Annotated in this window: 26 protein-coding genes and 2 pseudogenes; 16 read left to right on the top strand and 12 right to left on the bottom strand. The window is 72.4% G+C overall.

Features of this window, described 5'->3' with window-relative positions:
• Window positions 1-100 precede the first annotated feature (100 nt).
• Both ACFRFC_RS10550 and ACFRFC_RS10545 read left to right on the top strand, forming a co-directional pair.
• Window positions 101-892, top strand: a complete 792-nt coding sequence (locus ACFRFC_RS10550) for an FHA domain-containing protein (protein WP_382680674.1) — start codon at window positions 101-103, stop codon at window positions 890-892.
• A gap of 29 nt (window positions 893-921) precedes the next feature.
• Entirely contained in the window at window positions 922-2,400 is a 1,479-nt protein-coding gene (locus tag ACFRFC_RS10545; protein ID WP_382680673.1) for a serine/threonine-protein kinase, read from the top strand.
• Here ACFRFC_RS10545 and ACFRFC_RS10540 read toward each other — a convergent pair.
• On the bottom strand, window positions 2,361-3,410 hold the full coding sequence (locus ACFRFC_RS10540) for an ArsR family transcriptional regulator (protein WP_382680672.1): 1,050 nt from the start codon (window positions 3,408-3,410) through the stop codon (window positions 2,361-2,363). The genes ACFRFC_RS10545 and ACFRFC_RS10540 overlap by 40 nt on opposite strands.
• 559 nt (window positions 3,411-3,969) lie before the next feature.
• Between ACFRFC_RS10540 and ACFRFC_RS10535 the strand changes: the two genes are divergently transcribed.
• From ACFRFC_RS10535 to ACFRFC_RS10520, 4 genes are all read left to right on the top strand, one after another.
• Window positions 3,970-4,500 carry a GNAT family N-acetyltransferase gene (locus ACFRFC_RS10535; protein WP_382680671.1) on the top strand — a complete coding sequence of 177 codons (531 nt, stop codon included), beginning with the start codon at window positions 3,970-3,972 and terminating at the stop codon, window positions 4,498-4,500.
• Between the two features lie 200 nt (window positions 4,501-4,700).
• Window positions 4,701-5,951 carry a threonine--tRNA ligase gene (gene thrS / locus ACFRFC_RS10530; protein WP_382681057.1) on the top strand — a complete coding sequence of 417 codons (1,251 nt, stop codon included), beginning with the start codon at window positions 4,701-4,703 and terminating at the stop codon, window positions 5,949-5,951.
• 42 nt (window positions 5,952-5,993) lie between these two features.
• Window positions 5,994-6,977: a nucleoside hydrolase gene (locus tag ACFRFC_RS10525; protein ID WP_382680670.1), complete on the top strand. Its 984-nt coding sequence runs from the start codon at window positions 5,994-5,996 to the stop codon at window positions 6,975-6,977.
• 170 nt (window positions 6,978-7,147) lie between these two features.
• The gene (locus tag ACFRFC_RS10520; protein WP_382680669.1) at window positions 7,148-7,969 is read left to right on the top strand and encodes a hypothetical protein; all 822 of its coding nucleotides are present in this window, start codon (window positions 7,148-7,150) and stop codon (window positions 7,967-7,969) included.
• A 30-nt stretch (window positions 7,970-7,999) separates the two neighbouring features.
• Here ACFRFC_RS10520 and ACFRFC_RS10515 read toward each other — a convergent pair whose 3' ends face one another.
• Window positions 8,000-9,349, bottom strand: coding sequence for a helix-turn-helix domain-containing protein (locus ACFRFC_RS10515; protein WP_382680668.1), 1,350 nt, complete (start codon window positions 9,347-9,349; stop codon window positions 8,000-8,002).
• Between the two features lie 250 nt (window positions 9,350-9,599).
• Here ACFRFC_RS10515 and ACFRFC_RS10510 point away from each other — a divergent pair, with 250 nt between their 5' ends.
• Together ACFRFC_RS10510 and ACFRFC_RS10505 are read left to right on the top strand one after the other, a co-directional pair.
• Window positions 9,600-9,764 (top strand): hypothetical protein, encoded by a 165-nt coding sequence (locus ACFRFC_RS10510; protein WP_382680667.1) that lies wholly within the window; start codon window positions 9,600-9,602, stop codon window positions 9,762-9,764.
• Window positions 9,765-9,875: 111 nt separating this feature from the next.
• Window positions 9,876-10,046: pseudogene (locus ACFRFC_RS10505) on the top strand (MerR family transcriptional regulator); the annotation flags it as partial.
• Window positions 10,047-10,256: 210 nt separating this feature from the next.
• On the opposite strand, the gene ACFRFC_RS10500 reads toward ACFRFC_RS10505, so the two are convergent.
• The 3 genes from ACFRFC_RS10500 to ACFRFC_RS10490 all read right to left on the bottom strand — a co-directional run bounded on the left by ACFRFC_RS10500 (window position 10,257) and on the right by ACFRFC_RS10490 (window position 13,043).
• On the bottom strand, window positions 10,257-11,321 hold the full coding sequence (locus tag ACFRFC_RS10500; RefSeq protein WP_382680666.1) for a hypothetical protein: 1,065 nt from the start codon (window positions 11,319-11,321) through the stop codon (window positions 10,257-10,259).
• 174 nt (window positions 11,322-11,495) lie between these two features.
• Complete coding sequence (locus tag ACFRFC_RS10495) at window positions 11,496-12,068, bottom strand: dihydrofolate reductase family protein (RefSeq protein ID WP_382680665.1); 573 nt, start codon at window positions 12,066-12,068, stop codon at window positions 11,496-11,498.
• A 132-nt stretch (window positions 12,069-12,200) separates the two neighbouring features.
• Window positions 12,201-13,043 (bottom strand): alpha/beta fold hydrolase, encoded by an 843-nt coding sequence (locus ACFRFC_RS10490; RefSeq protein ID WP_382680664.1) that lies wholly within the window; start codon window positions 13,041-13,043, stop codon window positions 12,201-12,203.
• Between the two features lie 88 nt (window positions 13,044-13,131).
• Between ACFRFC_RS10490 and ACFRFC_RS10485 the strand changes: the two genes are divergently transcribed.
• Complete coding sequence (locus tag ACFRFC_RS10485; RefSeq protein WP_382680663.1) at window positions 13,132-14,472, top strand: PLP-dependent aminotransferase family protein; 1,341 nt, start codon at window positions 13,132-13,134, stop codon at window positions 14,470-14,472.
• Between the two features lie 1,112 nt (window positions 14,473-15,584).
• Here the strand turns inward: ACFRFC_RS10485 and ACFRFC_RS10480 are convergent.
• Entirely contained in the window at window positions 15,585-16,058 is a 474-nt protein-coding gene (locus ACFRFC_RS10480; protein WP_382680662.1) for a hypothetical protein, read from the bottom strand.
• Window positions 16,059-16,222: 164 nt separating this feature from the next.
• Here ACFRFC_RS10480 and ACFRFC_RS10475 point away from each other — a divergent pair, with 164 nt between their 5' ends.
• Window positions 16,223-17,401 carry a PP2C family protein-serine/threonine phosphatase gene (locus ACFRFC_RS10475; protein WP_382680661.1) on the top strand — a complete coding sequence of 393 codons (1,179 nt, stop codon included), beginning with the start codon at window positions 16,223-16,225 and terminating at the stop codon, window positions 17,399-17,401.
• Window positions 17,402-17,657: 256 nt separating this feature from the next.
• Here the strand turns inward: ACFRFC_RS10475 and ACFRFC_RS10470 are convergent, their stop codons facing one another.
• Window positions 17,658-18,065, bottom strand: coding sequence for an ATP-binding protein (locus ACFRFC_RS10470; protein WP_382680659.1), 408 nt, complete (start codon window positions 18,063-18,065; stop codon window positions 17,658-17,660).
• Between the two features lie 205 nt (window positions 18,066-18,270).
• Between ACFRFC_RS10470 and ACFRFC_RS10465 the strand changes: the two genes are divergently transcribed.
• From ACFRFC_RS10465 to ACFRFC_RS10455, 3 genes are all read left to right on the top strand, one after another.
• The gene (locus tag ACFRFC_RS10465; RefSeq protein WP_382680658.1) at window positions 18,271-19,161 is read left to right on the top strand and encodes a DUF5753 domain-containing protein; all 891 of its coding nucleotides are present in this window, start codon (window positions 18,271-18,273) and stop codon (window positions 19,159-19,161) included.
• Window positions 19,148-19,393 (top strand): DUF397 domain-containing protein, encoded by a 246-nt coding sequence (locus ACFRFC_RS10460; RefSeq protein WP_382680657.1) that lies wholly within the window; start codon window positions 19,148-19,150, stop codon window positions 19,391-19,393. The genes ACFRFC_RS10465 and ACFRFC_RS10460 overlap by 14 nt, the downstream gene beginning before the upstream one ends.
• 88 nt (window positions 19,394-19,481) lie before the next feature.
• Window positions 19,482-19,874, top strand: coding sequence for a hypothetical protein (locus ACFRFC_RS10455; RefSeq protein WP_382680656.1), 393 nt, complete (start codon window positions 19,482-19,484; stop codon window positions 19,872-19,874).
• A gap of 57 nt (window positions 19,875-19,931) precedes the next feature.
• Here the strand turns inward: ACFRFC_RS10455 and ACFRFC_RS10450 are convergent, their stop codons facing one another.
• The 3 genes and pseudogenes from ACFRFC_RS10450 to ACFRFC_RS10440 form a co-directional block, all read right to left on the bottom strand.
• Window positions 19,932-20,336: a Scr1 family TA system antitoxin-like transcriptional regulator gene (locus ACFRFC_RS10450; RefSeq protein WP_382680655.1), complete on the bottom strand. Its 405-nt coding sequence runs from the start codon at window positions 20,334-20,336 to the stop codon at window positions 19,932-19,934.
• 50 nt (window positions 20,337-20,386) lie between these two features.
• Window positions 20,387-20,905 carry a DUF6879 family protein gene (locus ACFRFC_RS10445; protein WP_382680654.1) on the bottom strand — a complete coding sequence of 173 codons (519 nt, stop codon included), beginning with the start codon at window positions 20,903-20,905 and terminating at the stop codon, window positions 20,387-20,389.
• Window positions 20,886-21,148 (bottom strand): annotated as a pseudogene (locus ACFRFC_RS10440) (hypothetical protein). Before ACFRFC_RS10440 ends, ACFRFC_RS10445 begins: the two are co-directional and overlap by 20 nt.
• 198 nt (window positions 21,149-21,346) lie before the next feature.
• Here ACFRFC_RS10440 and ACFRFC_RS10435 point away from each other — a divergent pair.
• Window positions 21,347-21,907 carry a hypothetical protein gene (locus ACFRFC_RS10435; protein WP_382680653.1) on the top strand — a complete coding sequence of 187 codons (561 nt, stop codon included), beginning with the start codon at window positions 21,347-21,349 and terminating at the stop codon, window positions 21,905-21,907.
• Window positions 21,908-22,026: 119 nt separating this feature from the next.
• Here the strand turns inward: ACFRFC_RS10435 and ACFRFC_RS10430 are convergent, their stop codons facing one another.
• Together ACFRFC_RS10430 and ACFRFC_RS10425 are read right to left on the bottom strand one after the other, a co-directional pair.
• Window positions 22,027-22,938 carry a formylglycine-generating enzyme family protein gene (locus tag ACFRFC_RS10430; RefSeq protein WP_382680652.1) on the bottom strand — a complete coding sequence of 304 codons (912 nt, stop codon included), beginning with the start codon at window positions 22,936-22,938 and terminating at the stop codon, window positions 22,027-22,029.
• 27 nt (window positions 22,939-22,965) lie between these two features.
• Window positions 22,966-23,751, bottom strand: coding sequence for an aminotransferase class IV family protein (locus tag ACFRFC_RS10425; RefSeq protein ID WP_382680651.1), 786 nt, complete (start codon window positions 23,749-23,751; stop codon window positions 22,966-22,968).
• A 410-nt stretch (window positions 23,752-24,161) separates the two neighbouring features.
• Between ACFRFC_RS10425 and fxlM the strand changes: the two genes are divergently transcribed.
• Both fxlM and ACFRFC_RS10415 read left to right on the top strand, forming a co-directional pair.
• The gene (gene fxlM / locus ACFRFC_RS10420) at window positions 24,162-25,382 is read left to right on the top strand and encodes a methyltransferase, FxLD system (RefSeq protein ID WP_382680650.1); all 1,221 of its coding nucleotides are present in this window, start codon (window positions 24,162-24,164) and stop codon (window positions 25,380-25,382) included.
• Between the two features lie 96 nt (window positions 25,383-25,478).
• Window positions 25,479-25,664 (top strand): FxLD family lanthipeptide, encoded by a 186-nt coding sequence (locus ACFRFC_RS10415; RefSeq protein WP_382680649.1) that lies wholly within the window; start codon window positions 25,479-25,481, stop codon window positions 25,662-25,664.
• Window positions 25,665-25,677: the final 13 nt, after the last annotated feature.

Genomic DNA, 25,677 nt, shown 5'->3' with positions numbered 1-25,677 from the left:
GCCCGCCACCGCGCCCGGATTCTCAGACTCCTCTCGTACCCTCCCCCTCGTCGGACCGGGGGAGGGTGGCTCTCATGGATCCGGCTAGGGGGACGAGTCCGTGTACAGCGTCATCGTCGTGCCTCCGGCGTGCGCCGCGCGCCCGGAGGAGCAGATCAGACTGGGTGTGGGGGAACGGCTGGAGTTCGGCCGCCGCCGGACGGGCGGGGGGCTGGTCATCGGGCACCCGGGGGTGCCCCGGATCGCCGGGGAGATCTCGGCGGAGGGCAGCTTCTGGCTGCTGAGCAACCGCAGTGAGCATCAGACGTACGTCGTGGAGAACCCGGAGGGCGCGGGCGAGCACATCAAGGTCGCGCCGGGCCGGGTGGACGCGCCCGTGCCGTTCGAGTTCTCGCGGGTGGTGCTGCCCGCGGCGGGCGATCTGCTCACCTTCGATGTGTGGGCGCCGCGCCAGGAGTTCCGCAGCGCGGCCCGGCACGGGCTGCCGGGACCGGTGACCGCGCCCGCGTTCACCCTGGACCGCACCAAGCGGTACTTCGCGGTACTGGCCGCGCTGTGCGAACCCCGGCTGCGCGGCGAGCCGCACGCCCCGCTGCCCGCGGTGGAGCAACTGGTGGAGCGGCTGCGCCCGGTGTGGCCGGGGGCGAGCCGCTCGGCGGTCTACTGGAACATCGACTATCTCGCGCTCAAGCTGCGGCTGCGTCCGGGCGCGGGCGTGGCGGAGCCGGGCCACCGGATCAACGGCAAGAAGGAGACGCTGGTCTCCCTCGCCCTGCGCTTCGACCTGGTCCGCGAGGACGATCTGGTGGTCCTGGCCGCGCCGACGCCGACGCCGACGCCGACGTCAACGCCGATGCCGACGCCGGAGCCCGAGCCGGAGGTGGTCCGGTGAGCGGTGGCGCGGCACGGCAGCCGGTCTCCGTGTCCGTCCCCCCGGGCTACCGGGTCGGGCCCTGGGAGGTGCGCGAGCGGCTGGCGGCGGGGGCGTTCGCGACGGTGTACGCGGCGCGGCCGGCCGCCCCCGGGGAGCACCCGGAGCGGCTGCCGGGCCGGGCGGCGCTGAAGTTCCTCCCGACCGGCACCCGCACCCCCCGCCAGCTGGGCCATCTGCGCGAACTGGCCGCCCGGGAGGTCGACTTCCTGGGCCGGTTGCGCTCGCCGCGGCTGATCCGGATGTACGACGCCCTGACCGTGGACGATCCCGGGCACCCCGAGATCGACGGCGCCACCGTCCTCGTACTGGAGCGGGCCGAGCGGTCGCTGGACGACGTACCGGAGCCCGGGCGGCCCGGTCCGGTGCTGGCGCAGATCTGTGAGGGGCTGGCGCAGCTGCATCACGCCGGGTGGGTGCACGGGGATCTCAAGCCCGCCAATGTGCTGCTGATGAAGGACGGTTCGGTGCGGCTGGCGGACTTCGCCATGGCGGCCGAGCTGGAGGGCACCCACGCCTACGCGCCCGCCTTCGCCACCCCCGACTACACCCCGCCCGAGCTGCTGTGGCCGGAGGTCGACGAGCGGGGCACGCGGGTGCGGCCGTCGGCGGACGTGTGGGCGTTCGGGGTGCTCGCGCATGTGGTGCTGACGGGGGCGTTCCCACTGCCAGGCGGCAGCACGCGGGCGCGCTGCGACGCGGCGGCCCGGTACGCGCGGGGCGCGGAGGAGCTGCGGCTGTCACCCGCGCTGCCCGACGGCTGGCGGGAGATCATCACCGCCTGTCTGGCCCGTGACCCCGGCGAGCGGATCACGGCGGGGGCGCTGCTGCGCCGGGTGGAGCCGGTCGCCGGGGTGGCCCGCTCGCCCCGGCTGCCACGGCTGCGCGGGCTGCCACGGCTGCGCGGGCTGCGGCGGCTGCGTGGCCCGTCGTGGCGCCGGCACCCGGTGCTGGCCGGGGCGCTGGCGACGGTCCTGCTGGTGGTGTCGGGCCTGGGCGTCGCCAGTTACGTGGCGCACCGCTCGGCGACGGCGTACGACGGCACGCCGGTGTACCGGTCGGTGCCGGTTCAGGGGGCACCGTCGGGCTACGGCTACGACCGCTGCCCGGCCGACAGCGTCTGCTTCTTCAGTGAGTTCGACGGCAACGGGGAGATGTGCCACTGGAGCGAGAGCGACCGGGACTGGCAGTCGGGGACGAGGACATGCGCGTGGGCGGCGACGGGCCCCGTGCGCTCGGTCTTCAACAACATCGCGGACACGCGGGAGCTGAGCGGGGTCGCGTACTACCGGGGCACCGACCACACGGCGGCGGGCTTCGACCGTGAGCGGACGGCCCAGCGCACCGGGTGCAGCGGTGTGAACAGCATGGGCAATCTGGCGGGCACGTACGCTCCGCTGTCGCACGAGCTGGTGAGCAGTTGCTCGTATCAGCCGTCGCTGTGGGGGGTGTTGCGCTCGCTGTGGTGACCGGGCCCCAGGGCCGCGCCTGCGCCTGCGGCTGCACCTGCGCCCAGCACGGACGCTCCCACCGGGGTGAGGGTGTGCAGCACGGCGGGGCCCTGGCGGCTGCTGGTGATCAGTCCGGCGTCGCGCAGGACCGTCGCGTGCCGGCTGGCGGCGGACGCCGACACCCCGGCGGCGCGGGCGATCTCGCCGGTGGTGGCGCCGTGCGCGACGGCCCGCAGGGCGGCGGCGCGGGCGGGGCCGAGCAGCGCGGCGAGCGCGGCGCGCTCACGGACGGCGGCGGTCGCGGGTGCCTCGTGCACGAGCGGATAGACGAGTACGGGCGGCAGCCCCGGGTCGGCGAAGGAGAGGGGCCGCTGGAGCAGGAAGTAGGAGGGCACGAGCAGGATTCCCCGCCCGCCGAGATACAGGTCCCGGTCCACGGAGGGCTGGTAGTCGGTGTGCAGCACCGGCCGTTCCCAGCGCGCCCATGGCCCGAGCCCGGCCAGCATCCCTTCCACGCCGCCGTCCCTGATCGCCCGCGCCCGCGCGGCCCGCTCGGCCTCGATCCGGGCGTGCACCTGATCCTCGTAGGGCGCTATGGCGGTGTCGTGGTACGCCCGCAGCAGCCGGACCAGGTCCTCGCGGGCGGCCCGTTCACCGAGCCCGGCCGCCCAGGCGGGCGCCCCGACGACGAGGTCGAGCGTGCCGATCTCGGCCCGCACGCGCGGTGCGGGCGCCGCGAGCACGGCCTCCAGCCCGGGGTCCAGGCCCTCGGAGGCGGCGAAGGGCGTCAGAAAGTCCGGAAAGTAGGCGGCCCGCGGATACAGCGGCAGCAGCACCCTGCGTACGGCCCGCTCCAGCCCCTGCCCACGCAGCCGCACCCGCACCGACCGGTACCACTCGGCGTGCGCCCAGCGCCCCTGCCGGGTCTGGAGCCGGTGCAGGCTGATCGCGATGTCCCAGAGCGGATCGGACACCGCACCCATCCGGGTCCGGGCCAGATCGGCATCGGTGAAATGGACGCGGAGCATCTGGCTCTCCCCCGGTGAACTGAGCCTTTGCGTTCAGCCGCAACAGCATGGCCGGACGGGGCCCGGTCAAGCAACAGTTGGGCCCGGCGGGCGCGGCACGCAGGCTGCGCCCGGGGGGCGAGTGCGGCACGCAGGCTGCGCCCGCCGATCGGTCGCGGCGCGCGAGTTGGCGTCCGCCGGGGGTTGGCGTGCGGGTGGCGTCCGCCGGAGGGTTGGCACGCAGGTGGCGTCCGCCGGGCGGTTGCGGCGCGCGAGTCGCGTCCGCCGGACGGTCGGCGCGCAGGTCGCGCCCGCCGGAAGGTTCCAGGGGCACGCCGCTCTCCGCCTCCACCACGGTGGCCGGAGGCACCACCCGGACAGTGGCGGCGCCCGGCGATCCGGGGGGAGGGCAGGGAGGCGTTCGGTACGGCATCCGGACACCGGCCGGGTCGACGACCCGAGCCAGGTGGTTCCGCGCCGCCGACGCCCGGTCCGCGCGGCGCCTTGGTCAGGCGCCGCGCGCCCTGTTCTGCCGGGTGGGCGGCCGGCTCGGTAGGTTCCTGCCGTGAGCGATACCGGCATGACAGAGATCAGACGCGCGGACGCGCCCGACGCGGCGGCGATCGCCCGCGTCCACATGATGTCCCGGGTGGCGACCATGCCGTATCTGCCCCCGCAGAAGCGCAGCCACGACCAGGTCACCCGGTGGGTCCGGGATGTCCTGCTGACGTCGTGCCGGACGTGGGTGGCGGTGTGCGGCGGAGAGATCCTCGGCTATGCCGCCCTTGAGGGGGACATGCTCGAACACCTCTATCTGCGACCGGAGGTCCGCCGCCGGGGCATCGGCACGCTTCTGCTGGACCAGGTGAGACGGCACAGCCCCGACGGGGTGTCCCTGCACGTCTTCCAGCAGAACACCGACGCCCGCGCGTTCTACGACCGCCACGGTTTCACGGTCCTCGACACCAGCGACGGCCACCGGAACATGGAGGGGCTGCCGGACATGACCTTGCGCTGGACGCAGGACTCCGACCCGACCGTCACCCCCACCCCCGGCCACACCCCCCGAAAACCCCTTTGCCGACCCCCCGCTCCCCCCGTACCGTCGTAACCATGCAGCAGGTACAGCCAGCCGTTCTCACGACGACGCCGGAGTCCGTCCCGGTGTGCTGACCGCTGATCCACGTGTCCGAAGCCCCGGGGCGAGTGCCCCGGGGTTTTGTCGTTCCCGGGTGCTCGCTCCACGCACCCAAGCGACAGGAGCCCGACATGGACGTAGAACCCGGCATGGACATGGACCCCGGCATGGACATGGAGAAGGAGCACCCCCAGGGGCACCCCGACCCCCACGATCACCGTCGCCTCGGGCGGCAGCTCGGCATCTTCGGTAGCGACCCACTCATCGGCGCCGGGCTTCCCTACTGGCTCCCGGACGGGGCGATCGTCCGGCACACCCTGGAGGAGTACGTCCGGGAGATCGAGCGCGCGGCCGGGTATCGGCATGTCTGCTCGCCCGTGCTCGGCAAACGGGAGCTGTACGAGATCTCCGGGCACTGGGCGCACTACAGCGAGGACATGTTCCCGCCCATGCGGCTCGGCGCCGAGGATCTCGTGCTGCGGCCCAGCCTCTGCCCGCACCACGCCCTGATCTACCGCTCCCGCTCCCACAGCTACCGCGAACTGCCCCTGCGCATCGCCGAGATCGGCGGCATGTTCCGCTCCGAGCTGTCCGGCGTGCTCGGCGGGCTCACCCGGGTCCGCGCCATCACCCTCAACGACGCGCACATCTTCTGCACCCCGGAGCAGGCCGCCACCGAGGCCAGGGCGGCACTCGAACTGATCGGCCGCGCCTACGCCGACCTCGGTATCCGCGCCGTACGGCATCGGCTCTCGCTGCCCGGGGAAGGGGGCAAGTACGTCGCCGACCCCGCGCTCTGGCGGCAAGCCACCTCGCTGCTCGAAACCGTCCTCGACGGGATCCCGTACGACGCCGTCGAAGGGGAAGCCGCCTTCTACGGGCCGAAGATCGACGTCCAGATCGCCGACCGCGCCGGACGGGAGTCCACCCTGTCCACCGTGCAGATCGATTTTCATCAGCCCGCCCGGTTCGATCTCCACTACATCGGCGCCGACGGCGGAAAACACCGGCCGGTCATGGTGCACCGCAGTGTCATCGGCAGTGTCGAGCGCGCCGTCGCGCAGCTGCTGGAGGTGCACGGCGGGGCCCTTCCCGGCTGGCTCGCGCCGGTGCAGATGGTCGTACTGCCGGTGAGCGAGGGGCAGGTCGAGCAGGGGGTGCGGCTCGTGGAGGAGGCCGGCCGCCTCGGGCTCCGCGCCGAACTCGCCGGGCCCGGCGACGGGAGTCTCGGTGCCCGGATCCGGGCGGCGCGGCTGGTGCCGTACCAAGCCGTCATCGGGGAGCGGGAGGCGGCCGAAGGGCTGGTCGCCCTGCGAGTGCGGGACGGGCGGCGGGACGGGCCCTTGCCCGGTGGGGAGTTGCTGCGCCGGGTCGGCGCGCAGGTGGCCGCACGGGGTACCGGGCTGTGGGACAGGATGTCGTAGTCCGCCCAGCGGCCCGCACGGGCCCGCAGTGAAGGAGTCCGCGTGACCGGTCAGCCCATCCCGGTGATCATCGACTGTGACACCGGCGTCGACGACGCCCTCGCGCTGCTGTTCGCCGTCCGGCACCCGGGGCTGGATCTGCGGGCGGTGACCTGCGTCGCCGGGAACACCGACGTCGACGGCGTGGTACGCAACACCCTCACCGTCCTCGAACAGGCCGGCGCCCCCGACATCCCCGTGGCGCGCGGCGCCGCCCGTCCGCTCATCGAGGCCGCCCGCTCGGCACAGCATGTGCACGGCGCGGACGGGATGGGGGATCTCGGGCTGCCCGCGCCCACCCGTACCCCCGCCGGCCTCGACGCGATCGGTCTGCTGCGGCGCGAGATCCTCGCCTCCCCCCGGCCCGTCACCCTCATCCCCACCGCCCCCCTCACCAACATCGCCCTGCTGCTGCGCACCCACCCGGAGGTCGTGCGCAACATCGAGCGGATCGTGTGGATGGGCGGCGCGGTGGCCGCCGGGAACGCCACCCCCGTCGCCGAGTTCAATGTCTGGCACGACCCGGAGGCCGCCGCGATCCTGCTCACCGCCGGGGTGCCGATCACCATGTACGGGCTCGATGTGTTCATGCGGGTGGTGGTGCCGGGGGAGGACGTACGGCGGTTGCGGGCCAGCGCGGAGCCGGGTGCGCGGCTCGCCGGGGAACTCCTCGCACACCGCCCCTCCGCCCCGGACCCCGACGGCGACGACCCGGCGGGCGGGCTCGGCGACGCCGGGGCGGTGTGCGCGGTCGCCGACCCGGGCGGGATCACCACCCGGCGGCTCCCGGTCGAGATCTCCCTCGCCCCCGGCCCCACCCGTGGCCAGACCATCGTCGACCTGCGCACCCGGCGCGGCGAGTCCGAACTCCACGAGGGTGAGCGGCAGCAGGCGCTGGTGGATGTGGCGCTGGAGGTGGAGGTGCGGCGGTACGTGGATCTGTATCTGACGGCTGTGGAGGGGTGGGGGGAGAGGGACGGGGAGTAGGGGCTCCGCCGGTCGGGGAGGCGTCGACGGGCAGGCCCCGGGGCTCCCCGCCGTCGCCTCCCTCACCCGGACGGACCGGGCTCGCTGGTGGGCGGGCGGCGGTGGTGGTGCCGTGGACAGGAACCGGAACAGGCAAAGGGCAGGAACCGGAACCCCTGGAGGCACCCCCGATGAACCGTGTCCCGCCCGTCCGGCTCCCCGTCGCCCCGCTCATCCTCGGCGCCGCGCTCGGCACGACCATCCTGCTGGTCGCGAGCGGCTGCGCGTACCAGGAGACGGCGCCGCCCCGCCCGTATCTGACCAGCGCCCCGGCGGCCCGGCCGTCGCCCCCCAAGCCCTCCGCCAGTCCCGCCGCACCGGCCACCACCCCCGCCCTGACCGACGCCCAGGCCCAGGCCGCGCTGGTCACGGACGCGGACCTGGGGGAACCCTGGACGCCGACCCAGGGCGCGGCGACCTGGCGCGACGGGTTCCTCAAGGCGACCGCGACCGCCCCGGACTGCCACCGGCTGCTCGACGCGCTGTACGCCGACGATCTGCTCGGCAGCCCCGCGCGCGCCGCGATCGGGCTGGACGACGAGTACGACGACGCCCAGCTCCGCTACCGGATCAGCACCCGGCCCCCCGCCGACGTGGACCGCGCACTGGCGTGGCTGAAGGGGCTGCCGCGCACCTGCGGCACGTTCAAGGCGGTCGGGCCGCGCCGCGAACCGGTCATGGTGACCGTCGCCGACGCGCCCCTGCCGGAGGCGGGCGACGCCCGGCAGGGCCTGCGGGTCACCCTGACCCGGGGCGGAGAGGGGGATGAGGGCGAGGGCGGTGAGCCGGTCACCCTCACGCTCGACGTGGCCGCCGTCCGCGTCGGCGACGACGCCCTCACCGTCACCAACGGCGGCCTCGGCGAGATCCTCGACGACAGCACCTGGGCGGCGGTGGAACTGGGCGCGGAACGGCTCACGCAGGTGCGTAAGCAGGGGCGGGTGCAGGTGTGACCCGCGCGCCCGGCGGCACGGGAGTGCGCGTCACACCGGCGGCTGTGCCGGTGCCGGGCCCAGCGTCGTCGTCCCCGGCGCCGTACGGTGTCCCAGCCCCGTCCGGTACGCGTCCAGCGCCGCTTCCACCCGGCCCGTGCGGCGCAGCAGATCGCCCAGCATCCGGCACAGGTCGGCGAGGTCACCGGCCGCGCCCGCGCGTTCCAGCAGGCTGAGGGCGCGGACGTAGTGCTCCTCGGCGGCCTCGGTGTCCCGGGCGTCCTCGGCGATGATGCCGAGCAGCCGGTGCGCGGCGGCGGCGTGCACGGCGCCGCGCTCGGAGGAGAGATCGCCGAGCACCTCGCGCAGCAGCGCCGCCGCCTCCCCGGACTTGCCGCGCCGATGCAGCACGTCCGCCAGCTCCACGGCGGCCTGGCTGCCGTACAGCGCGGCCCGGGTGGCCGACAGCATGGTCAGCGCCTCGCGCAACTCGCCCTCCGCGCGCTCCAGTTCACCGTTCTGCGCACACACATACCCGCGCATCCAGTGGCAGTTCGCGAGTTCGGTACGGAGCTGGAGCTGGCGGTACATCTCGGCGGCCTTGGCGAGCGAGGCGTCGGCCTCGGCGATCCGGCCCTCGGCGAGCAGGGTGCGGGCCACCTGCCGGTGCATCCGGGCGACCAGCGCCGGGTCCCCGGCCTGCGGGGCGACCGCCAGCGCGAACTCGGCGGCCTTGGCGGCCCGCGCGTGGGCGCCCATGTCCATGTACGGGCCGATCACGCTGGCGTACAGCAGCAGCAGCGCGTCCGGGTCGTGCAGTCCGCCCCGGTTCAGCTCGTCGAGGGTGGACTCCAGGAGGTACACGGCGTAGCGCAGTTCGCCCGCGAGGTAGTGGGAGATCGCCCGGCCGCGCAGTGCGGGCACCCGGGCGGGCAGCGGCTGATCGGCGTCGGTGAGCACCTGCTCCGCGCGCTCGAAGTGGCGCCGGGCGGCCACTATGTCGCCGGTGTCCAGGCCGCACTCGCCGAGCCCGAGCAGCGCGGTGGCCTGCTCGGCGGTCAGCGCGTGCGCCCCGGCCTCGGCGAGCAGCGCCAGGTACTGCTCGGCGGCCTCCTCGGCGGCGCCGGTGGCGAGCGTGCGCTGCGCCTCGGTCAGCCGTAGCCGCAGATCGGTGGCGAGGCGGGCGGGGCGGCCGGTGGCCAGTTCGTCGAAGCCGACGCCGAGCCGCCCGGCCAGATGCCGCAGCGCCTCGTCGGAGGGGCGGACCCGGCCGGCCTCCAGGGTGGAGATGTAGGCGGGCGTGTAGGCGGGCTCGGCCAACTGCCGCTGTGTCAGCCCGCGTTCGTGCCGCAGCCGCTGCACCCTGCGCCCGATGGTCTCGGGGTCGTCGCGGTTCGCCATGCGTTTAATGATGCCAGTAAGTCCAGTTACCTATACGGCACTTGAGGTCGCCCGGGGGGCGTCGCGATACGCCGTCCGGGCATCGGCGCTATGCCTTCCGGGTCGCCGGAGTTATGGCGCAACTCCCCATGTTCCCCTTCCGGTTGAGCCTCCGCAGGCCCTAAGTTGGGAACGGCATTAAGGGGGCTTAACCCGCCGCTGTCACCCTCGGTGCCGCCACCCCCCAGTGCCACCCCCCTGCGAGGTTCCCGTGCCCGGACCGCCATCCGCCCGCGACGGACGCCCTCCCGCCCGCTACGCCCGCGCCCTGACCGCGGCCCTGCTGGCCGCCGCCGCCCTGGTCACCGCCGCGAACGCAGGACCGGCGAAGGCGACGCCGGACGGGGACCGGGTGACCCAGTCGGTACGGCCTTAGAAACCGACCGCCATCACCTGGCTGGTGAGCCGGCACGGACCGCTCACGGACGTCGAGGACACCTCGGACACCGCTTGACCTTCAGGCTGGTCGAACCCCCACGATGACGGGGTGCCGCACGACGACCTGATGCCCATCGGCCCCTTCGCCCGCCGCAGTGGCCTGACCCCCAGCGCCCTGCGCTTCTACGCCGACTCCGGGCTGCTGCCACCCGCCCGGGTCGACCCCGTCACCGGCTACCGCCACTACGCCCCCGACCAGGTGCCCCGGGCGACCACGCTGCCGGCTCGGCTCGTTCGAGGCCGCCGAGGACCAGATCACCGCCGCCCGCAGGCACGCCCCCGCCCTCCCGCCGGACGCCTACGGCGACCTCCTCCGCACGGCGATCGACCAGGTCACGGAGGCCATCACCCGGCGGGACACCACCAGGCGGACCTCCGCCCCGGGACCGTCCGACACCGACGGCTGGACGCCCTAGCCCGGTGCCGGAGGTCACGCCTCCTGCAACTGCTCCAGCTGCCGCCGCACATGGTCCAGGGCGCCCGCGCGGCGCCCCGGCACCCGGCCGCGCAACTCCGCGAGCGCGGACCCGAGTTCCCGGGCCCGCGCCGCGTCACGAATACGCCCCCACTGGTGATGCGCCCGGTCGACGGCGGCCTCGACCGCGGGCGCGTCCACCGCCTGCCCCGCGCCCAGCCGGGCCGCCGCCACCGTCAGCCAGGTCCGGCAGCTGCGCACCGGGTCCCCGGCGAGCATCGCCAGATCGGCCCGCACCTCGGCCCAGTGCAGCGTCTCGTCCGACACCGCCCCGTGCGCCCGTAGCGCCGCCTGCTCCCACTGCGCCGCCAGCGCGTCGGCTTCCGTGTGCCGCCCGGCCCGTACGGCGTCGGCGAGCGCGGCGTGCGGATCGCCCCCGGCCGGACCACCCGTACCGAGCACCACCCCCACCCCCTTGTCGCCACTCTCCTCGGCGACCCGGGCGAGCGCCTGCTGGTGCAACTGCTCCAGCGGCGGCCGGTACCCGCCGCGCAGCAGCGTCGCGACGGCCTTCAGGTACGACGGCTGCCCGACCGTACGACGCCCCGGCGGCGGCGCGATCCGCCCGTACACGGCGTGTCCGCTGCCGCAGTCCAGGGGCTGGGCGCGCAGCAGCTCCCAGCACTCGCTGTCGGCATGCAGATCGAGGAGGAGGGTGGTGCTGCCGGGGGTGCGCAGCCGCAGTTCCTCCCGGAACCAGTGCCAGGGGAAGGCGGTGTAGCGGACGCTCGCCGGTGTGGTGCGGGCGAGCGCGAGATGCGGGAGCCGCTGGCGCCGGTCGAGTTGCAGTTGCCCGGCGACGAACACGGTGAGCGGGTCGGGCAAGGCGGCGGCGGCCCGCAGCCGGGTCAGCACGGCCTGCGGCTCCAACGGGTCGGCCAGTTCCACGACATACGCCGGATCCGCCCCGGCGAGCACGCCCGGCGCGACGGCCGACAGCACGGGCAGCACCCCGGCCGCCTCCACCAATCGCCCACGCCCCACCGGTGCCCCGGCGATCAGCAGCACGGTTCCACCCATGAGGCCCCTCCTCGACGATCACGTAACCCTCAGCACGGTAGCGCTCCCAGGACGGGGGGTGTCGGGGTACGGGTCCAGGTGCACCGGGTCGGTCAATGGCGACGCCGCGTTGACGCCGGCCTGCCCGGCGCGGGGAGGTGAGGGGAGGTGAGGAGGGCGCGTCCGCCCCGGAGATCAGCGGACGACGTCGAAGACCTGCTTCTGAAGGCCGTTGCCGTACGCCTCCTGCTCCACCAGCTTCAGGTGCTGGGTGTCCTTGTCCGCCGTGCTGAACAGGCGCTTCCCGGCGCCGAGCAGCAGGGGGAAGACGAGGAGGTGGTAGCGGTCGATCAGGCCCGCGTCCGACAGCGCCCGGTTCAGGGAGGCGCTGCCGTGGACGATGATCGGCCCGCCCTCGGTCTCCTTGAGGGCGGCGACCTCGTCGAGTGAGCGCAGGATCGTGGTGTCGCCCCAGTCCGGGACGAGGTCGGCGTCGGTGAGGGTGGTGGAGACGACGTACTTCGGCATCGCCTTGTACCCGGCGAACTCCTCCATGCCCGGCCAGACCGGGGCGAACGCCTCGTAGCTGACCCGGCCCAGCAGCAGCGCGGCGGCCTCCTCCTGCTCACGCCCCTTGATCTCGAAGGACTCGGGGACGAAGTCGATGCCCTTGAAGGTCCAGCCGGCGTTCCGGTATCCGGCCTCGCCGCCGGGGGCTTCCACGACGCCGTCGAGGGAGATGAAGGCGGTGCTGATCAGGGTGCGCATGGGGTCCTCCGTAGGTCGTTCCGGGTCACTCTCGGGCTCGGTTCTCCTCCAGCATCGTACCGACAGTTTTTTTTGTCAAGGAAGGGATAGTCGTCGGTGGGGTCGGGATGGCGAGGGTCAGGACGGTGGGGGTCAGGAGTCCAGCCCGGCGAGGAAGGCGGCGAGCAGGCGGTTGAACTCCTCCGGGCGTTCCAGGTTGGGCATATGGGCGGCGCCCTCGATGACATGCAGGGTGGCGTCGGGGAGGCCGGTGTGCAGGGCCTGGGCGTCGGAGACAGGGGTGAAGGCGTCGTCCGCGCCGACGATCACCAGGGCGGGGACGGTGACGCGGGGCAGGAGGGGCCGGTAGTCGGGCCGTTCGGCGCGGCCGAGGAGGGCGGCGGCGGCACCCTCGGACGGGGTCGCCGTCATCATGCGGTGGACGTGGTCCTTGACGTGCGCGGGGGCGTACGGCGCGACCATCTTCTCCAGCACCTCGTCGGCGTACCCGCGCATGCCCTCGTCCAGCAGCCGCCCGGCGGTCGTGCGCCGCAGGTTTCTGCCCTCGGCGGTGTCGGGGGCGGCGGAGGTGTCGGCGAGGACCAGGCCACGGACGCGGTCGCCGAAGCGGTCGTAGCAGGCGAGGGCGATCTGACCGCCCATGGAGAGGCCGACCAGGACGCATTCGGTGACGCCCAGGTGGTCGAGGAGATCCTCGATGTCCTGCGCGAACAGCGGGAGCGGGGTCTTGCCCAGGTTCACCGGGGAGGCGCCGTAGCCGCGCAGGTCGGGGGCGATGACCCGGCGGGACGGGGCGAACGCGGCGATCTGCGGGGACCACATCGTGCGGTCGAAGGGGTGGCCGTGGATCAGGACGAGGGGGAGTGGGACTTGGAGGGGGACGGGAACGGGAACGGGGACGGGGACCGGGGAATCGGCGCGGGTGAGCGCGGGATTTCCGGCGCCTTTGTCCTCGTATGAGAGGAAGGGTGCCATGGGACCGACCCTAGAGGGCGGGCTATTCTCGGTGCAATGAAATCTTTGCCCTCGGTGCAATGCGTTGGGCAGAAGGGGGCGGGGCAAGGTGGACGACTATCTACGGCTGGCCGATCGCATCGCCGGGGACATCGCGTCCGGGCGGCTCCAGCCGGGGCAGCGGCTGCCTCCGCAGCGGGCGTTCGCGCGGCGGCGCGGGATCGCGGCCTCGACGGCGGGGCGGGTGTACGCGGAACTCGTACGGCGCGGGCTGGTGGTGGGTGAGGTGGGGCGCGGCACCTTCGTACGGGCGAGCGCCCCGGCACCGGACGGCCGGGCGCTGACGGAGCCCGTGCGGTACGGGCACGCGCTCGGCGGCGGGGGCCGGGCCAGGCCCGTCAATCTGGAACTCAACTATCCCTCGGCCCCCGATCAGTCGGCCCTGCTCGCGCCCGCGCTGGCCCCGCTCCTGCGGCCCGACGTCCTGACGGAGGCGTTGCGGCCGGCCGCGCCGACGGGGACGCCGGAGGCGCGGGAGGCCGTCGCGGGGCTGCTGGGCTGTCCCCCGGAGCGGCTGCTGTTCACCGGGAACGCCCGGCAGGCCATCGCCGCCGCGCTGGCCACGCTGGTCCGCCCCGGTGGCCGGGTGGGCGTCGAACCCCTCACCTATCCGCTGGTCAAGGAGGTGGCGGGGCGGCTGGGGATCACGTTGGTGCCGTTGACGGTGGACGAGGGCGGGGTGGTGGCGGCTTCGGTGGCGGCGGCCCACCGTTCGGCGCCGCTGTCCGCGCTGTATCTCCAGCCGACGCTGCACAATCCGACGTCCCTGACGACGACGCCCGAGCGGAGCGATCAACTGGCGGACGTGCTGCGGGACTTGAGGATGCCCCTGGTGGAGGACCGGATCTGGTCGTTCCTCCGGCCGGACGCGCCGCCGTCGTTCGCCGAGCGGGTGCCGGAGCTGGCGTATGTGGTGGACGGGCTGTCCAAGCGGGTCGCGCCGGGGCTCACGGCCGGGTTTCTCGTCGTACCGGAGCGGCGGATGGAGAAGGTGGCGGCGGCCGTGCGGTCCGGGGGGTGGAGCGCGGGCCGGTTCGCGCTGGCGGCGGCCGAGCGGTGGATCGCGGACGGGACGGTGGCGCGGCTGGTCGCGGCCAAGCGGGCGGACGCGGGGCGGCGGCAGCGGATCGTGGCGCGGGGGCTGGCCGGTTTCCGCGTACGGTCCTATCCGCGCGCCTATTTCGCCTGGTGGGAGTTGCCGTCGGGGTGGCGGGCCGACGCCTTCGCCGGCGCCGCGGCGGCCCACGGGATCTCGGTGACTCCGGGCACCGCGTTCGCCGTGGACCCGAGCCGGACACCGGACGCGGTACGGCTGGGACTGGCGTCGGCGGAGGTGGGGGAACTGGAGTGGGCGGTGGGGGTGTTGGCGGGGGTGGCGCGGGGGGAGTGAGGGTCGGTGGGGGTGGGAGTGGGGGTGGGCTGATCCTGGGGGACGGAGGGGACCGTCGGGGGGCGGCGGCGTCGGAGGGGTGGCCCGAAGCGGCAGGCCAGGGCGACCGTGACGCCGAGGGCCAGGAGCAGCCAGGAGACCGTGCGCAGGGTGGCGGTCAGGGCGTCGTAGACCGCGCCCGCGGCGGGGGCCGGCACGCCCCGGGGCAGGTCGGCGAGGGTGAGGTGGCGGCCGAGGGCGACGGCGAGGGCGAGCAGCGCGCCGCCGAGGGCGATGCCGAGGGCCATGGCGAAGAGGGCGCGGCGGCGACGGGCGGCGAGGGCGATCCCGGTGACGGCGAGCGCGGCGGCCGTCAGCGGGAGCCAGACGGCGGCGACTTGCAGCACGTGGAAGCCCTTTCGGAGCGGGACGAGATCGGCGGCGGGCAGCACGGCGACCTCGGTGTGCACGACGCGGAGCCGGTGACGGCCCACGGTCACGTTGTCCTCGGCGAGCTGCCGCTGGACGGCGGCGGCGACGGGCGCGAGGTCGATGGTGACGGGGTCGTGGCCACGGCTGCGGCTGCGGAGCGCGTCGAGGACGGCGTCGTGGGTGGCCCGGTTGGCCTCGTCCCAGCCCACCTGGAACGCCTCGGTCCGGGTGAAGGAACGGACGGCGGCGCGGAGGAAGGGGGCCAGTTCGGCGGAGCCGGCACGGTCGGCGAGGCCGGTGCCGAGGGTGTCGGCGATGACGTCCTCCACGGCCGGGTCGGCGGCCAGCGGCGCCACCGTACGGACGTAGCGCTCGCTGTCGGCCAGGCCGTAGGTCACCCAGGTGGCGAGGGCCGCGAAGGGCACCAGCAGACAGGCCAGGGCGATCAGCGCGGCCGACAGGGCGCGGCGCAGGCGCGGGGGGCTCGGGCGCGGAGGGCTCGGGCGTCGCCGGCGTCTGGGGGACATGTCTCCAGGCAACGGGGTGGCGGTGGGGGGCGCGAGCGCTGTACGGCCGTACGGGCGAAGCGCGTTCACCGGACCGGGGACGGCGCTTGGCACGGCTGACCGCTCGGGTGATCGCTCGGGTGATCGCCCGGGTGATCGCTCTGCTGACCCTCGGGTGATCGCCCGGCGGTTCGCTCAACCGACCCGATGACCCTCGGCGTCCTCATGGGTGTAGTAGCGATAGAAGAGCACGACGAAGACGGTCGCCGCGATGACGAGGGACCACAGGACGGAGCGCAGGATGGAGGCGCCGGTCTCGCTGATGAGGAACCCGAAGGCGCAGCCGCCGAAGACGGACCACAGGACAGCATGCACTTCGCGCTTCAGGTGCGGGGCGAAGGTGAGCAGGGCGTGGCAGAGGACGGCGAAGACGAGGGCGGAGACGAAGCCGAGCAGGAGATTCCAGCCGGTGATGGCGTGACCGGCGCGGTTGTTGGCGGCGACCCAGTAGCCGTAGATGAGCCCGGTGCCGATGGGTATGGCCCAGCGGGCGACGGTGTGGGCGTGGGCACTGAAGACATCGGGCAGCCGGGTGCCCGAGGATGTGCCGGATGCGGACGCGGGTGCGGACGCGGGTCCGGATGCGGACGCGGATGCGGCGTGAGCCATGGAAGCGCTCCTTCCTCTCGCCCCCGACTACCAGGGCACACCTGTGCGGGGCGGCTGGCAAGTCCGCGGGGGGTGCGGTCGCGGGGCGGCGGCCGGATGCGCGGCGGGGCCGGGCGTGCTTCGCTGGCCCTATGAGGTCCGGGGGCGACCGGGCGCTGAGACCCGTGAGCGACGACGGGGCAGACCGGGGTCCGCTGGACCGGCTGCCCTGGGCGGGACGGTCGGGGCTGTGGCACCAGTACCGGGCGCTGCGGGTCCGCGGGTACAGCGTGACATGGGTGCCGCCGCTGGTGCTGCTGATCACGATCGTGCTGGTGGACTACTGGACGGGCACGGAGTTCCGGATCATCGCCTGGGTGGTGCTGGTGCCGGGGATCGCGGCGGCGCTGTGCCGGGTGTGGACGACGGCGGCGTTCACGGGGCTGGTGCTGGCGACGTATCTGTTCGTGGAGGCGGTGTGGCCGCAGCGGTTCAGTCCCCGGCTGTCCGACTTCACGCTGATCGCGATCGGCGGGGTGCTGGCGACGCTGGCGTGCGCGGTGCGGGTGCGGGGCGAGGAGCACGCGCTGCGGATGCGGGACATCCAGGAGACGGTCCGCCGCACGGTCCTGCGCGAGATGCCGCCCGGCTGGGGCGGGCTGGAGCATGCGGAGGTCTATCTCCCGGCGGACACGGAGGCGCGGGTCGGGGGCGACTTCTACGACATCCAGCCGGGCCTGTCCGGGACGCGGGTGCTGCTCGGTGATGTGCAGGGCAAGGGGCTGGGGGCGGTGGAGGCGGCGGCGGCGCTGCTGGGCACGTTCCGGGAGGCGGGGTATCACGAGCGGGATCTCGCGGTGGTCGGGGAGCGCCTGGGCATCCGCATGATGCGGCACCGGGGCCGGGTGCAGGAGCTGGGCCGGGAGGACGACGACCGGTTCGCGACGGCGGTGCTGCTGGCGTTCCCGGACGACGATCCGGGCGCCGTCCATGTGATCAACTTCGGCCATGAGCCCCCGCTGCTGGTGGGCCCCGGCGGGGTCCGCACCCTGCGCCCGGGCGGCGCCCTGCCCCTGGGCCTGGCCGAACTGGAACCCCCGTCGACGGCGAGACCCCTGACCGCGCACCGGGTGCCGCTGTCCCCCGGCGAGACCATCCTCCTCACGACGGACGGGGTGACGGAGGCCCGGGACACCGAGGGCGTGTTCTTCCCCCTGGAGACAGCGGTCACCCAGGCGATCACCAAGGACGCCCGCTGCGTGGAGCCCGCCCGGCTGGTGGCGGTGGTGCGGGAGGGGGTGCTGCGGCATTGCGGGGGGAGACTGGCGGACGATACGACGATTTTCGCTGTGCGGAGGGTGTGAGGGGCGGGGGGGATTTGGCGGCGGGGCCCTGGTGCGAGGCCAGCCCCTCAGCCCCCGTCGACGTCGACTGAGTCTGCCTGGCCGAACGGAGCGGGAGTCTGACCACCACGTCGGCAGGCGCACCATTCGTGGCACGCTTTCCGTGGCCGCCGGGCGAGGGTGAGCGCGAGGGTGACGGACCCGGCCCAGAGGGCGACGAAGAGCATCCCGGCGAGGGCGCACACGGCGGACACGCTGGCCTGGACCTTCACGAGGGTCATCGCGGCAGCCCTTCGTCGAGCCAGAATCGGCAGACTTTCCCGCCACCGGCGACCGGAACGACCTCGAAGCGCGAGGAGAGCGCGGCTACGAGGAGGAGCCCGCGCCCATGCTCGTCATCCTGACCCGGCTGCCGTAACTCCGGCACCGCCGGCGACCCGTCCCGTACGCCGACACTGACCGGCGAAGCCCACAGGATGACTTCGAACTGATCGCCCTCGGCGTACTCGACGGCGTTCGTGGCGAGTTCACTGACCAGCAGCGCACAGGTCTCGGCCTGTGCCCCGCCGGTCAGTCGATACGCCCGCCGAGCCCAATCACGGGCCGACCGCACGGCTTCCCGACTGCGCGGAAAGACGCTGCTCGCCACGATCGTGCCGTGCTCGTGGTCCTGATCTGTGCGCATGGCAGCCTCCGGGGCGCGGCCGTGGGGGGCCGCACAGGATGGATTACGCACCGCGACTGTCCATGCTCGGTGCGTGATGGAGAGTCCGTTACTTGCGTAGGTGCGCGCGCAACCTAAAGGCTGGAACTTCCCTCGCAAGGACTGCCCTGTGCACCCATCGCGCTACGCTGCGTGGGGCAACTGGCCACAGAAGGGAGGGGTGAACATGGCAGTCAACATTGCGACCATCGCCGCACGGGAGAGGTTCGGCCGGGATCTGAAGGGCGTCCGCGTCGCAACGCTTCTTGACGGCGAGCCAGTCGGACAGCGGCAGGTGGCCGACGCCTTGGGACACAAACACCACGACCGCTACTCACGCATCGAGCGCGGCGCGACCTGGCCGAACGCCCAGGAGTGGGACGTCATCTGCTCCTTCCTCGGGATGGACGAGGCGACGCGCGCCCGGCTCTCGAAGAAGCGCAAAGACGGCATGGCCAACAGCAAGGCGTGGTGGACCGCCTTTCAGGGCGAATTCCCGGCCAGCCTCTTCGAGTTCATCTCCTACGAGGACTACGCCGATCGCGTCACCACATGCGCGGGCAGCCTCGTCCCCGGCCTTCTCCAGACCCCGGACTACGGACGGGCCGTCACCGGCCGACTGTCCAGAAGAACCCTGTCGGAGGAGATGGTGGAGCGGTCACTGGCGCTGCGTGCCAACCGCCGACGCATCCTGGAAAGGCCCGATCCGCCGATGGTCGAGGCGGTCATCGGAGAAGCCGCTCTTCACCAAAGAGTGGGCGGAGCCAACGTCATGGTGGGACAACTCGACTCCCTCACCGAGGACATCAGACAGCGAAACGTCATCGTTCGTGTCATCCCTTTCAGCGCGCCCGCACCCCTCACCTACCTCTTCCACCTGTTCGAGTTCAACGGGACAAGCGAAGACCCGATCGCCGCGTACGACGGCGTAACGGGTATGTCCTTCGAGAAGGGCGCCAAGGAAGTCCGGGGCATCCGGTCGCTCCTGGACTCGGCGAAGGAGTTGGCCCTGTCCTCGCAGGACACTCTGGAACTCATCCAAACTCTCAGGAAAGAGATGGCCCGTGACCAAGACTGAGGCCCTCAAGGCCCTGATGAACCAGGACCTCACCCACGCTGCGTGGACGAAGTCCGCGCTCTCCGGCGCGGGCGGCCCCGGTGACTGCCTGGAAGCCACGCAGATAGACGGCGGCTGGGTCCTCCGCCACTCCCTCAACACCGACCAGAAGATCTGGCTGACCGACTCCGAGTACGCGGCCTACTGCGGCGGCGTCCAGGCGGGACAGTTCGGTCTCGTACCCCGTACCTGAGCAGGCGTACGGAGGCCCATCCAGCGGAATGGGCGGGGTGCTCGGGGATGCTCCGAGCACCCCGTCCGCGATGTTCAAGGTGACACCGATGGAGATCTGGACGGATCACCCCGCCAAGACCGCAGTCGAAGGGGTCGTTCGCCGCTACTTCGGCCTCCTCCGGGCCGAGAAGATCCCTGAGGCCGTACAACTCATCGATCACACGCCGGTCCGGCATGTGCTCCAGCGGCTGTGGGTCGGCTCGGTCGGAGCGAGCGTCGAAGGGGACGACGCCGATGACCGGCTTGCCGCCGACGAGTGGGAACGGGACCTGTCCTGGCTCGGCGAACTCACCCTCGGAGACTTCCACTGGGGCCACACCGGCAGCGGCTTCTACGTCCAGATCACCTACAACGCGCAGACGATCGAGGTGTCATTGGGCTTCTGGGTCAAGCCCACCGACACCGGCTGGGTCGTCTCGGGACCGTCCACCCTCTGGTAGGGCGCACGCAGGACCAGCACGACCCGGGCGCCGGCTGAATCTCCCGCTGCCGAACGATCACCCGCCGCCAGGTCGGTCGGTGCCGGGCGGCACCAGCGAGTCCGCCGCTCGGCGGATCAGCGCGCGGGCCCGTGCACCGTAGACCGCCATCTCCGCGAGCGCGGAGAACGTGTCGGCGTACATGGCGACCTCGCTGGGGGTCAATGTGAGGTGTCCGGAGACCAGCTCGACGTTGACCTGTGCTCTGTCGAAGATCCAGAAGCCCTCCACGGGCATACGCGATCTGCCGAGCCGGGTGGGCACGATACCGACGCCGATGTGGGGCAGAGCGCCGACCGTCAGCAGACGCTCAAGCTGTTCGGTCTGGGCCTCCGCGTCGCCGAACCCATGGCTCAGCACGGATTCCTCGATCAGAAAGGAGAAGGTGCGCGGAGCGTCGTGGAGGACGCATTGGCGCTCCAAAGGACGCGCCGGGCCTGCCGAACGCTCGATGACGGGGAAGCGGACATGATTCAGGTCAGCTTGTAGTCCTCGTGGGGAGTAGCCCGCTCCCAGACTGCGGTGAAGGCACGGGTCACCAGGTCCAGTACCGCGGGCTCTTCCCGCCATTCCCGGTCCACCACATCCCCGTCCCCGGAGAAGAAGGTGAACAGCACAGCCGACTCGTCGAACATCCACAGGTCGGTGCCGGACAGCGCGATGTCCGCCGCCACGCGCCGAGGGAGCCAGCGCACCAGCTCACCGGCCGCGATGTTGGCGAACGTCAGGTCATGCTCGTACCGGATGTAGTCGGTCACCGGTTCGGCGACGATACGGGCCCGGCGCATCACCACCCCACGGGCCGTCGTCTCGCCCACCACGTCCCGCCACGAGCCCCACCCGTCAGGGAGTTTCGCCGGATCGCCGTCGTAGCGGTGACCTGCCCGCCAGCGGGCGAACGCGGGGTCGTCCGGGGTATACCGGTCCCGCGTCTCCAGGTGGACCGCCGAGTGCCGCGCTCTCGCCAGTCCGTCACGTACGGGGTGCTTCACCCTGGCCGCCCTCGGGTCGCGGAAGGTACTTCCTCATCACTGCCGGAGCCCGGTGATCGTTTCATGGTCCGGGACGTCTGCGGAGTGTCCGGGAATGGAGCCGACCTGTTGGCACGCCTTCACCTCCGCCTCGGTCGCCCTGTACGACTGGATCAGCAGGTCTCCGGTGCTCTCGTCCAACCAGCTGGTCGGCGAGTCGTCCACCGGAGTGCTCGGGATGATCCCGAGGAAACGTAATGGCATGCCGCCGCCTCCCACTATCGCTGCGATTGCTCGTGATTGCTCGACCATCAACCCAGCGGGGTACGCCGTCAAGTACCGCCAATCAGCCGGATCCGCGCAGGTGAATCGGCCTGCAATCGCGTGCAATCCTCTCGGAGTTGACGGGCCGGAGTCCCTAGCGTTGTCGTCCCCGCCAACCGGAGTCAGAGAGAGACGACCATGGCCCCAGCCCTCGGACCGTGCGCCCAAGCCGACGCCGTACTCCGTCTGAAGGTCAAAGGGGACACGGCTGCTACCGCTACCGGGGCCTTCACCCTCCCGACCGAGTTCATGAAGCTCCGCGCCCAGCGCGACCCCGGGATCGACCACGCCCACTACCTCTCCGCAGGACCCTTCGAGGACGCGGACCGGACCGCCACCGACCTCACCGAGTACGACTTCGTCACCGGCCGGTTCACCGACCTGCCGTTCGTGCTCGGTCTCCGGGTGCCCCAGTGCCGTCAGGCGGTCGCCGACAGACGCGAGGGCGCGCGGCCCGTCTGGTTCTACGGGCTTACGGACACCTCCTGGGCCTGCGTGATGTTCCGCGACGGGCAGCGATCCGCCCCCGTCCGGCAGTCCGGGCCCCGGCGCCTGTGGGACGAGGTGACCGACGCCTACCGGTGGGTGGAAGGAAAGAGGCGCACCCGGTCCGGCCCGGCTGGGGCTCACGGTCGACGCGTACGGCGGCCAGCGCGCGTGCCTCGACGACCCGGCGTACGAGTCCTGGCCGGTCCATAGCCCCGGATGAGCCTCCCGCCCGCCAGACACCCCCACACAACCCCCATCCACACCCCCACGTCCTTGAGAGGGGCTACTGAGCAGTGGCCAGCGTCAGCTCCACGCTCGCTGCCACCCCACTACGAGCGGCTCACGCATCGAAACGAGGTGTCGTTGTCCTGCATCGCGGCGTTCGCCGCGTTCTGTAAGCAGGGCGCTGCCCGTTCGAACGGGCTGGTGAACGCCGAGCCCTTCAGTTCGTAGCGGTCGGCCTCCTCCTCCGTGGAGCACCACTCCCAGGTGTTGCCGCACAGGTCGAACACCCCGTACGGGCTGACGCCGGACTGGTAGCGCCCGACGGGAGTCGTCCTCCCTATCTCCGCTTCGGCGACATTGCACTTGGCGGCGGTGGGCTCGTCGCCCCAGGGGTACATCCGTCCCTTCGCGCCGCGGGCGGCCTTCTCCCACTGCCGCGCGGTGGGAAGGTGCTTGCCGGACCAGCGGGCGTACGCGACGGCGTCGTGCCACGTCACCCAGATCACCGGATGGTCGAACAGGCCCTCGGGGCAGCGCCCGTTCGTCCAGTGGCGCGGGGGCCGGTGTCCGGTGACCCGGACGAAGCGCTCGTAGTCCAGGTTGGTCGTCGGGTAGACGTCGATGTGGAAGTCGTCCAGCCAGGTCGCCGTGTTCCCGGGGCCGGACAGGAAGATGCCCTCCTCGACCGGCACCATGATCTTGCCGTCGACGGGGTGCTTGACGGCTCGCGGGTCGCGGCGTAGCAGGGTCTCGGCGCGCTCGTCGTGATCGGCCGCCGCCCGTTCGGTCAGGAGTGTCGCGAAGCGTTGCTGGACTGTAGCGCCGGCGCGGACGAGCAGGGTGTCCAGAGCCTCCTGATTGCCGGGGCGGAGGCTGATGCTCTCGCCACGGCATTCCCAGGTGGCCAGTTGCCGCTGGCTCACCGGGACGATGGCCGCGAAGTCCCGCCCGGTCATGCGCATGGCCGTGCGCAGGAGCAGGACTTCTCGGCCGGTCCACCTGGTGACCCCGCTCATGCTCGGCGCTCCTCTTCTCTACCTTCTCTACAGCTCCTCGCCCGGGATGGACAGGTACGTCTCGCGCAGGGTGTTCAGCGTCGGGTGTTCGGCCGTGAGCGGTGTGTCGTCGATGGCCGAGAGGGCGCGTACGCCGATGGAGGTGTTGGTGGCGAAGGCGACCGGCATGGTCTTGGCCTCGTCGAGGGTTACTGGGGCGACCTTGTAGTCCGTACGGTCTCGTAGGAGTGCCGCTGTGACGCCGGGGAGGACCGGGCCCTCCGGCCAGATGATGGTCCCCGTCTCGTCGATGAAGCCGACGTTCCAGGTGCCGCCCTCGGAGACGTGGTGGTCGGGGCCGATGAACAGGGCGTCGTCGAAGCCCTTGAGGCGTGCCGAGCGGCGGGCGTGCAGGGCGCCGAACAGGCCGCAGTGCTTGACCTCCGGGAGGTCACGCTCGTAGCGCACGCTCATCACGGACATCGGCGGCGGAGGCAGTTGTCCGGCGGGACGTACGGTCACCATGATCTGCGGAGCGGTCGCCTTCTCGGGGTGGCCCATGTCCACTGTCGGGTCGAAGTGGGTGACGCGGACGACGCAGGGGCCGCCACGCCGCCCCCGCAGGGCCTCACCGATCAGATCGCGGACCCTGCCTGTGTCCACGGGGACACCGAACACGGCCGTACTGTCCCTCACCAGCCGCTCCAGGTGCAGGGAGAGGCCCCGGATGCGGTGATCGGCGTCGACTCGCATGGACGTGAAGTGTCCGTAGGAGGTCAGCGCCAGGGGAAGCAAGTCCTCTGCGCTCACGGGCTGTTCGTTCGAGGTGGCCATGGCGCCAGCATGGCAGGACGGGCGTGGAGTACGGCACACCCAAGCGCGTTACTGACGAGTCAACTTCGTCGGGACTTCATTCCCTCACCCGCCATCATTGCTGTTCTCTGGTCACCGTCCGGATACGCCTGGTGATCAGCACTGTGGGTGTGGGGCCGGACGTCCGATCCGTGACCGCGCTCCGGCGCAACTCCACGACGTGCCACAGGAGGCCGCTTGACACAGACCTCCGCCGTCACCGCCATCGCCATCGCCCCGACCGCTTCCCACCCGGGCGGCCTCCGTCCCACGGCGCGCAGCCGCCCGGCAGCACCATCCGGCTGGCTGACGTCCCAGCCGACCAGCACGCCGCGCCGTCTCCCGAGCGGGATCGCGGTGTCCGCCAGCCCCGACAGAGATCAGGAAACCCGATGACCTCCATCGACGACCCGAACGACGACTCGAACGCCCGCGACCCCGACGCGCTCCGTGCGGAGATGGTCCGCGCCCTTCGTGACCAGGACGCGATCACCTCCGATTCCGTCGCCGCCGCCTTCGCCGCCGTACCCCGGCACAGTTTCGCCCCCGGAGCGCCTCTGGGCCTCGCCTACGATCTCCACAGCACTGTGCCGGTCAAGAAGGACGAGCACGGGCTGGACACCAGCGTCATGTCCGCCGCGCATCTCCAGGGCGTCATGCTGGAGCAGGCGGACATCGAGCCCGGCATGAAGGTCCTGGAGATCGGCTCGGGCGGTTACAACGCGGCGCTCGTCCAGGAGCTCGTGGGCGCCGAGGGCGTGGTCACCAGCGTCGACATCGACCGGGACGTGGTCGATCGCGCCCGCCATTGCCTGGACACTGCCGGGTACGGCCAGGTGAAGACGGTCCTCGCGGATGGCGAGGCCGGCGTCCCCGAGGGCGCGCCGTACGACCGGATCATCGTCACGGCAGCCGCGTGGGACATTTCCTCGTCGTGGATCGGCGGGCTCACGGAGAGCGGTCGGCTCGTGGTCCCGCTGACCGTACGGGGCACCACCCGGTCGATCGCGTTCGACCGCGAGGGCGAGGGACTGCGCAGCAGCTCATACCGTCTGGCGCGCTTCGTCCCCATGCAGGGAGAGGGCGCGGCCAAGGAGGAGCGCAAGGTACTGCTCCGTGAGGGCGTCGCCGTACAGACGGACGACGACCAGGTGCACCTCGTCGCGGAGGCTCTGGACCGCGCGCTGGATTCGCCGCGTCTGCTGCGCTGGTCGGGAGCCGCGTACGACCTGCCGGACGAACTGGAGCTGTACCTCACCCTGAATCTGTCGAGCGCGGCCCGGCTGCACGCGTCCAAGGACGTTGTCGGAGCGAGGCTCGTGGAGGCGTCGGCCCTGCTCGGTGTACCGGCGCTGGTCGACGGGGGCAGCCTCGCGTACCGCACCCGTCGCGAGAACGAGGACACCGGGGGCTTCGAGAGCGGTGTGGTCGCCCATGGCCCGCGGGCCGATGTCCTCGCGGACGAGTACCTGGGGCTGTTGCGGGACTGGGCGCGCCACCACCGGCGGCGAGGAGCCGCCACGATCCGGTACCTGCCCGGTCCCGCGCCGGCCGCCCTGCCCCGGGCCGCCGTGGCGAAGCGACACGGCGTCGTCACGGTGACCTGGAACTAGATCCCCGGCGCCGCAGACCCGGCGCGGGGCGCGGACGCCCGTTCGCGCGCCCGACGCCCAGCGGCACCAACCACCCATCACACCAAGGAGGCAAGCATGACCCTTCAGTTGGAACAGCCGTTCGTCCAGCCGACCGCCGAGCAGGTAGGGATCGGAACCCCAGGCGATTTCGACCTGGACATCACGATCGTCGAGGGCGGCCCGGCCGCCGATCAGCTCATCCGGCTGACGAACGACGGCTGCGGCGCGACGTGCGCGTCCGCGTGTACGAGCTGCCCGTAACACCAGGGATCAC

The sequence above is a fragment of the Streptomyces sp. NPDC056734 genome, assembly GCF_042790455.1.
Lineage (GTDB): Bacteria > Actinomycetota > Actinomycetes > Streptomycetales > Streptomycetaceae > Streptomyces.
This window is presented reverse-complemented; position numbering and strand designations above follow the sequence as displayed.

Bases quoted from the DNA above. Each gene is read 5' to 3' on its own strand.
- ACFRFC_RS10435 (WP_382680653.1), top strand. From the start codon at position 21,347: ATGGCCCCAGCCCTCGGACCGTGCGCCCAAGCCGACGCCGTACTCCGT.
- ACFRFC_RS10430 (WP_382680652.1), bottom strand. From the start codon at position 22,938: ATGAGCGGGGTCACCAGGTGGACCGGCCGAGAAGTCCTGCTCCTGCGC.
- thrS (WP_382681057.1), top strand. From the start codon at position 4,701: ATGGAGAAGGAGCACCCCCAGGGGCACCCCGACCCCCACGATCACCGT.
- ACFRFC_RS10480 (WP_382680662.1), bottom strand. From the start codon at position 16,058: ATGGCTCACGCCGCATCCGCGTCCGCATCCGGACCCGCGTCCGCACCC.
- ACFRFC_RS10490 (WP_382680664.1), bottom strand. From the start codon at position 13,043: ATGGCACCCTTCCTCTCATACGAGGACAAAGGCGCCGGAAATCCCGCG.
- ACFRFC_RS10540 (WP_382680672.1), bottom strand. From the start codon at position 3,410: ATGCTCCGCGTCCATTTCACCGATGCCGATCTGGCCCGGACCCGGATG.
- ACFRFC_RS10495 (WP_382680665.1), bottom strand. From the start codon at position 12,068: ATGCGCACCCTGATCAGCACCGCCTTCATCTCCCTCGACGGCGTCGTG.
- ACFRFC_RS10425 (WP_382680651.1), bottom strand. From the start codon at position 23,751: ATGGCCACCTCGAACGAACAGCCCGTGAGCGCAGAGGACTTGCTTCCC.
- ACFRFC_RS10500 (WP_382680666.1), bottom strand. From the start codon at position 11,321: ATGGGTGGAACCGTGCTGCTGATCGCCGGGGCACCGGTGGGGCGTGGG.
- ACFRFC_RS10470 (WP_382680659.1), bottom strand. From the start codon at position 18,065: ATGCGCACAGATCAGGACCACGAGCACGGCACGATCGTGGCGAGCAGC.
- ACFRFC_RS10520 (WP_382680669.1), top strand. From the start codon at position 7,148: ATGAACCGTGTCCCGCCCGTCCGGCTCCCCGTCGCCCCGCTCATCCTC.
- ACFRFC_RS10465 (WP_382680658.1), top strand. From the start codon at position 18,271: ATGGCAGTCAACATTGCGACCATCGCCGCACGGGAGAGGTTCGGCCGG.
- ACFRFC_RS10515 (WP_382680668.1), bottom strand. From the start codon at position 9,349: ATGGCGAACCGCGACGACCCCGAGACCATCGGGCGCAGGGTGCAGCGG.
- fxlM (WP_382680650.1), top strand. From the start codon at position 24,162: ATGACCTCCATCGACGACCCGAACGACGACTCGAACGCCCGCGACCCC.
- ACFRFC_RS10535 (WP_382680671.1), top strand. From the start codon at position 3,970: ATGACAGAGATCAGACGCGCGGACGCGCCCGACGCGGCGGCGATCGCC.
- ACFRFC_RS10415 (WP_382680649.1), top strand. From the start codon at position 25,479: ATGACCCTTCAGTTGGAACAGCCGTTCGTCCAGCCGACCGCCGAGCAG.
- ACFRFC_RS10455 (WP_382680656.1), top strand. From the start codon at position 19,482: ATGGAGATCTGGACGGATCACCCCGCCAAGACCGCAGTCGAAGGGGTC.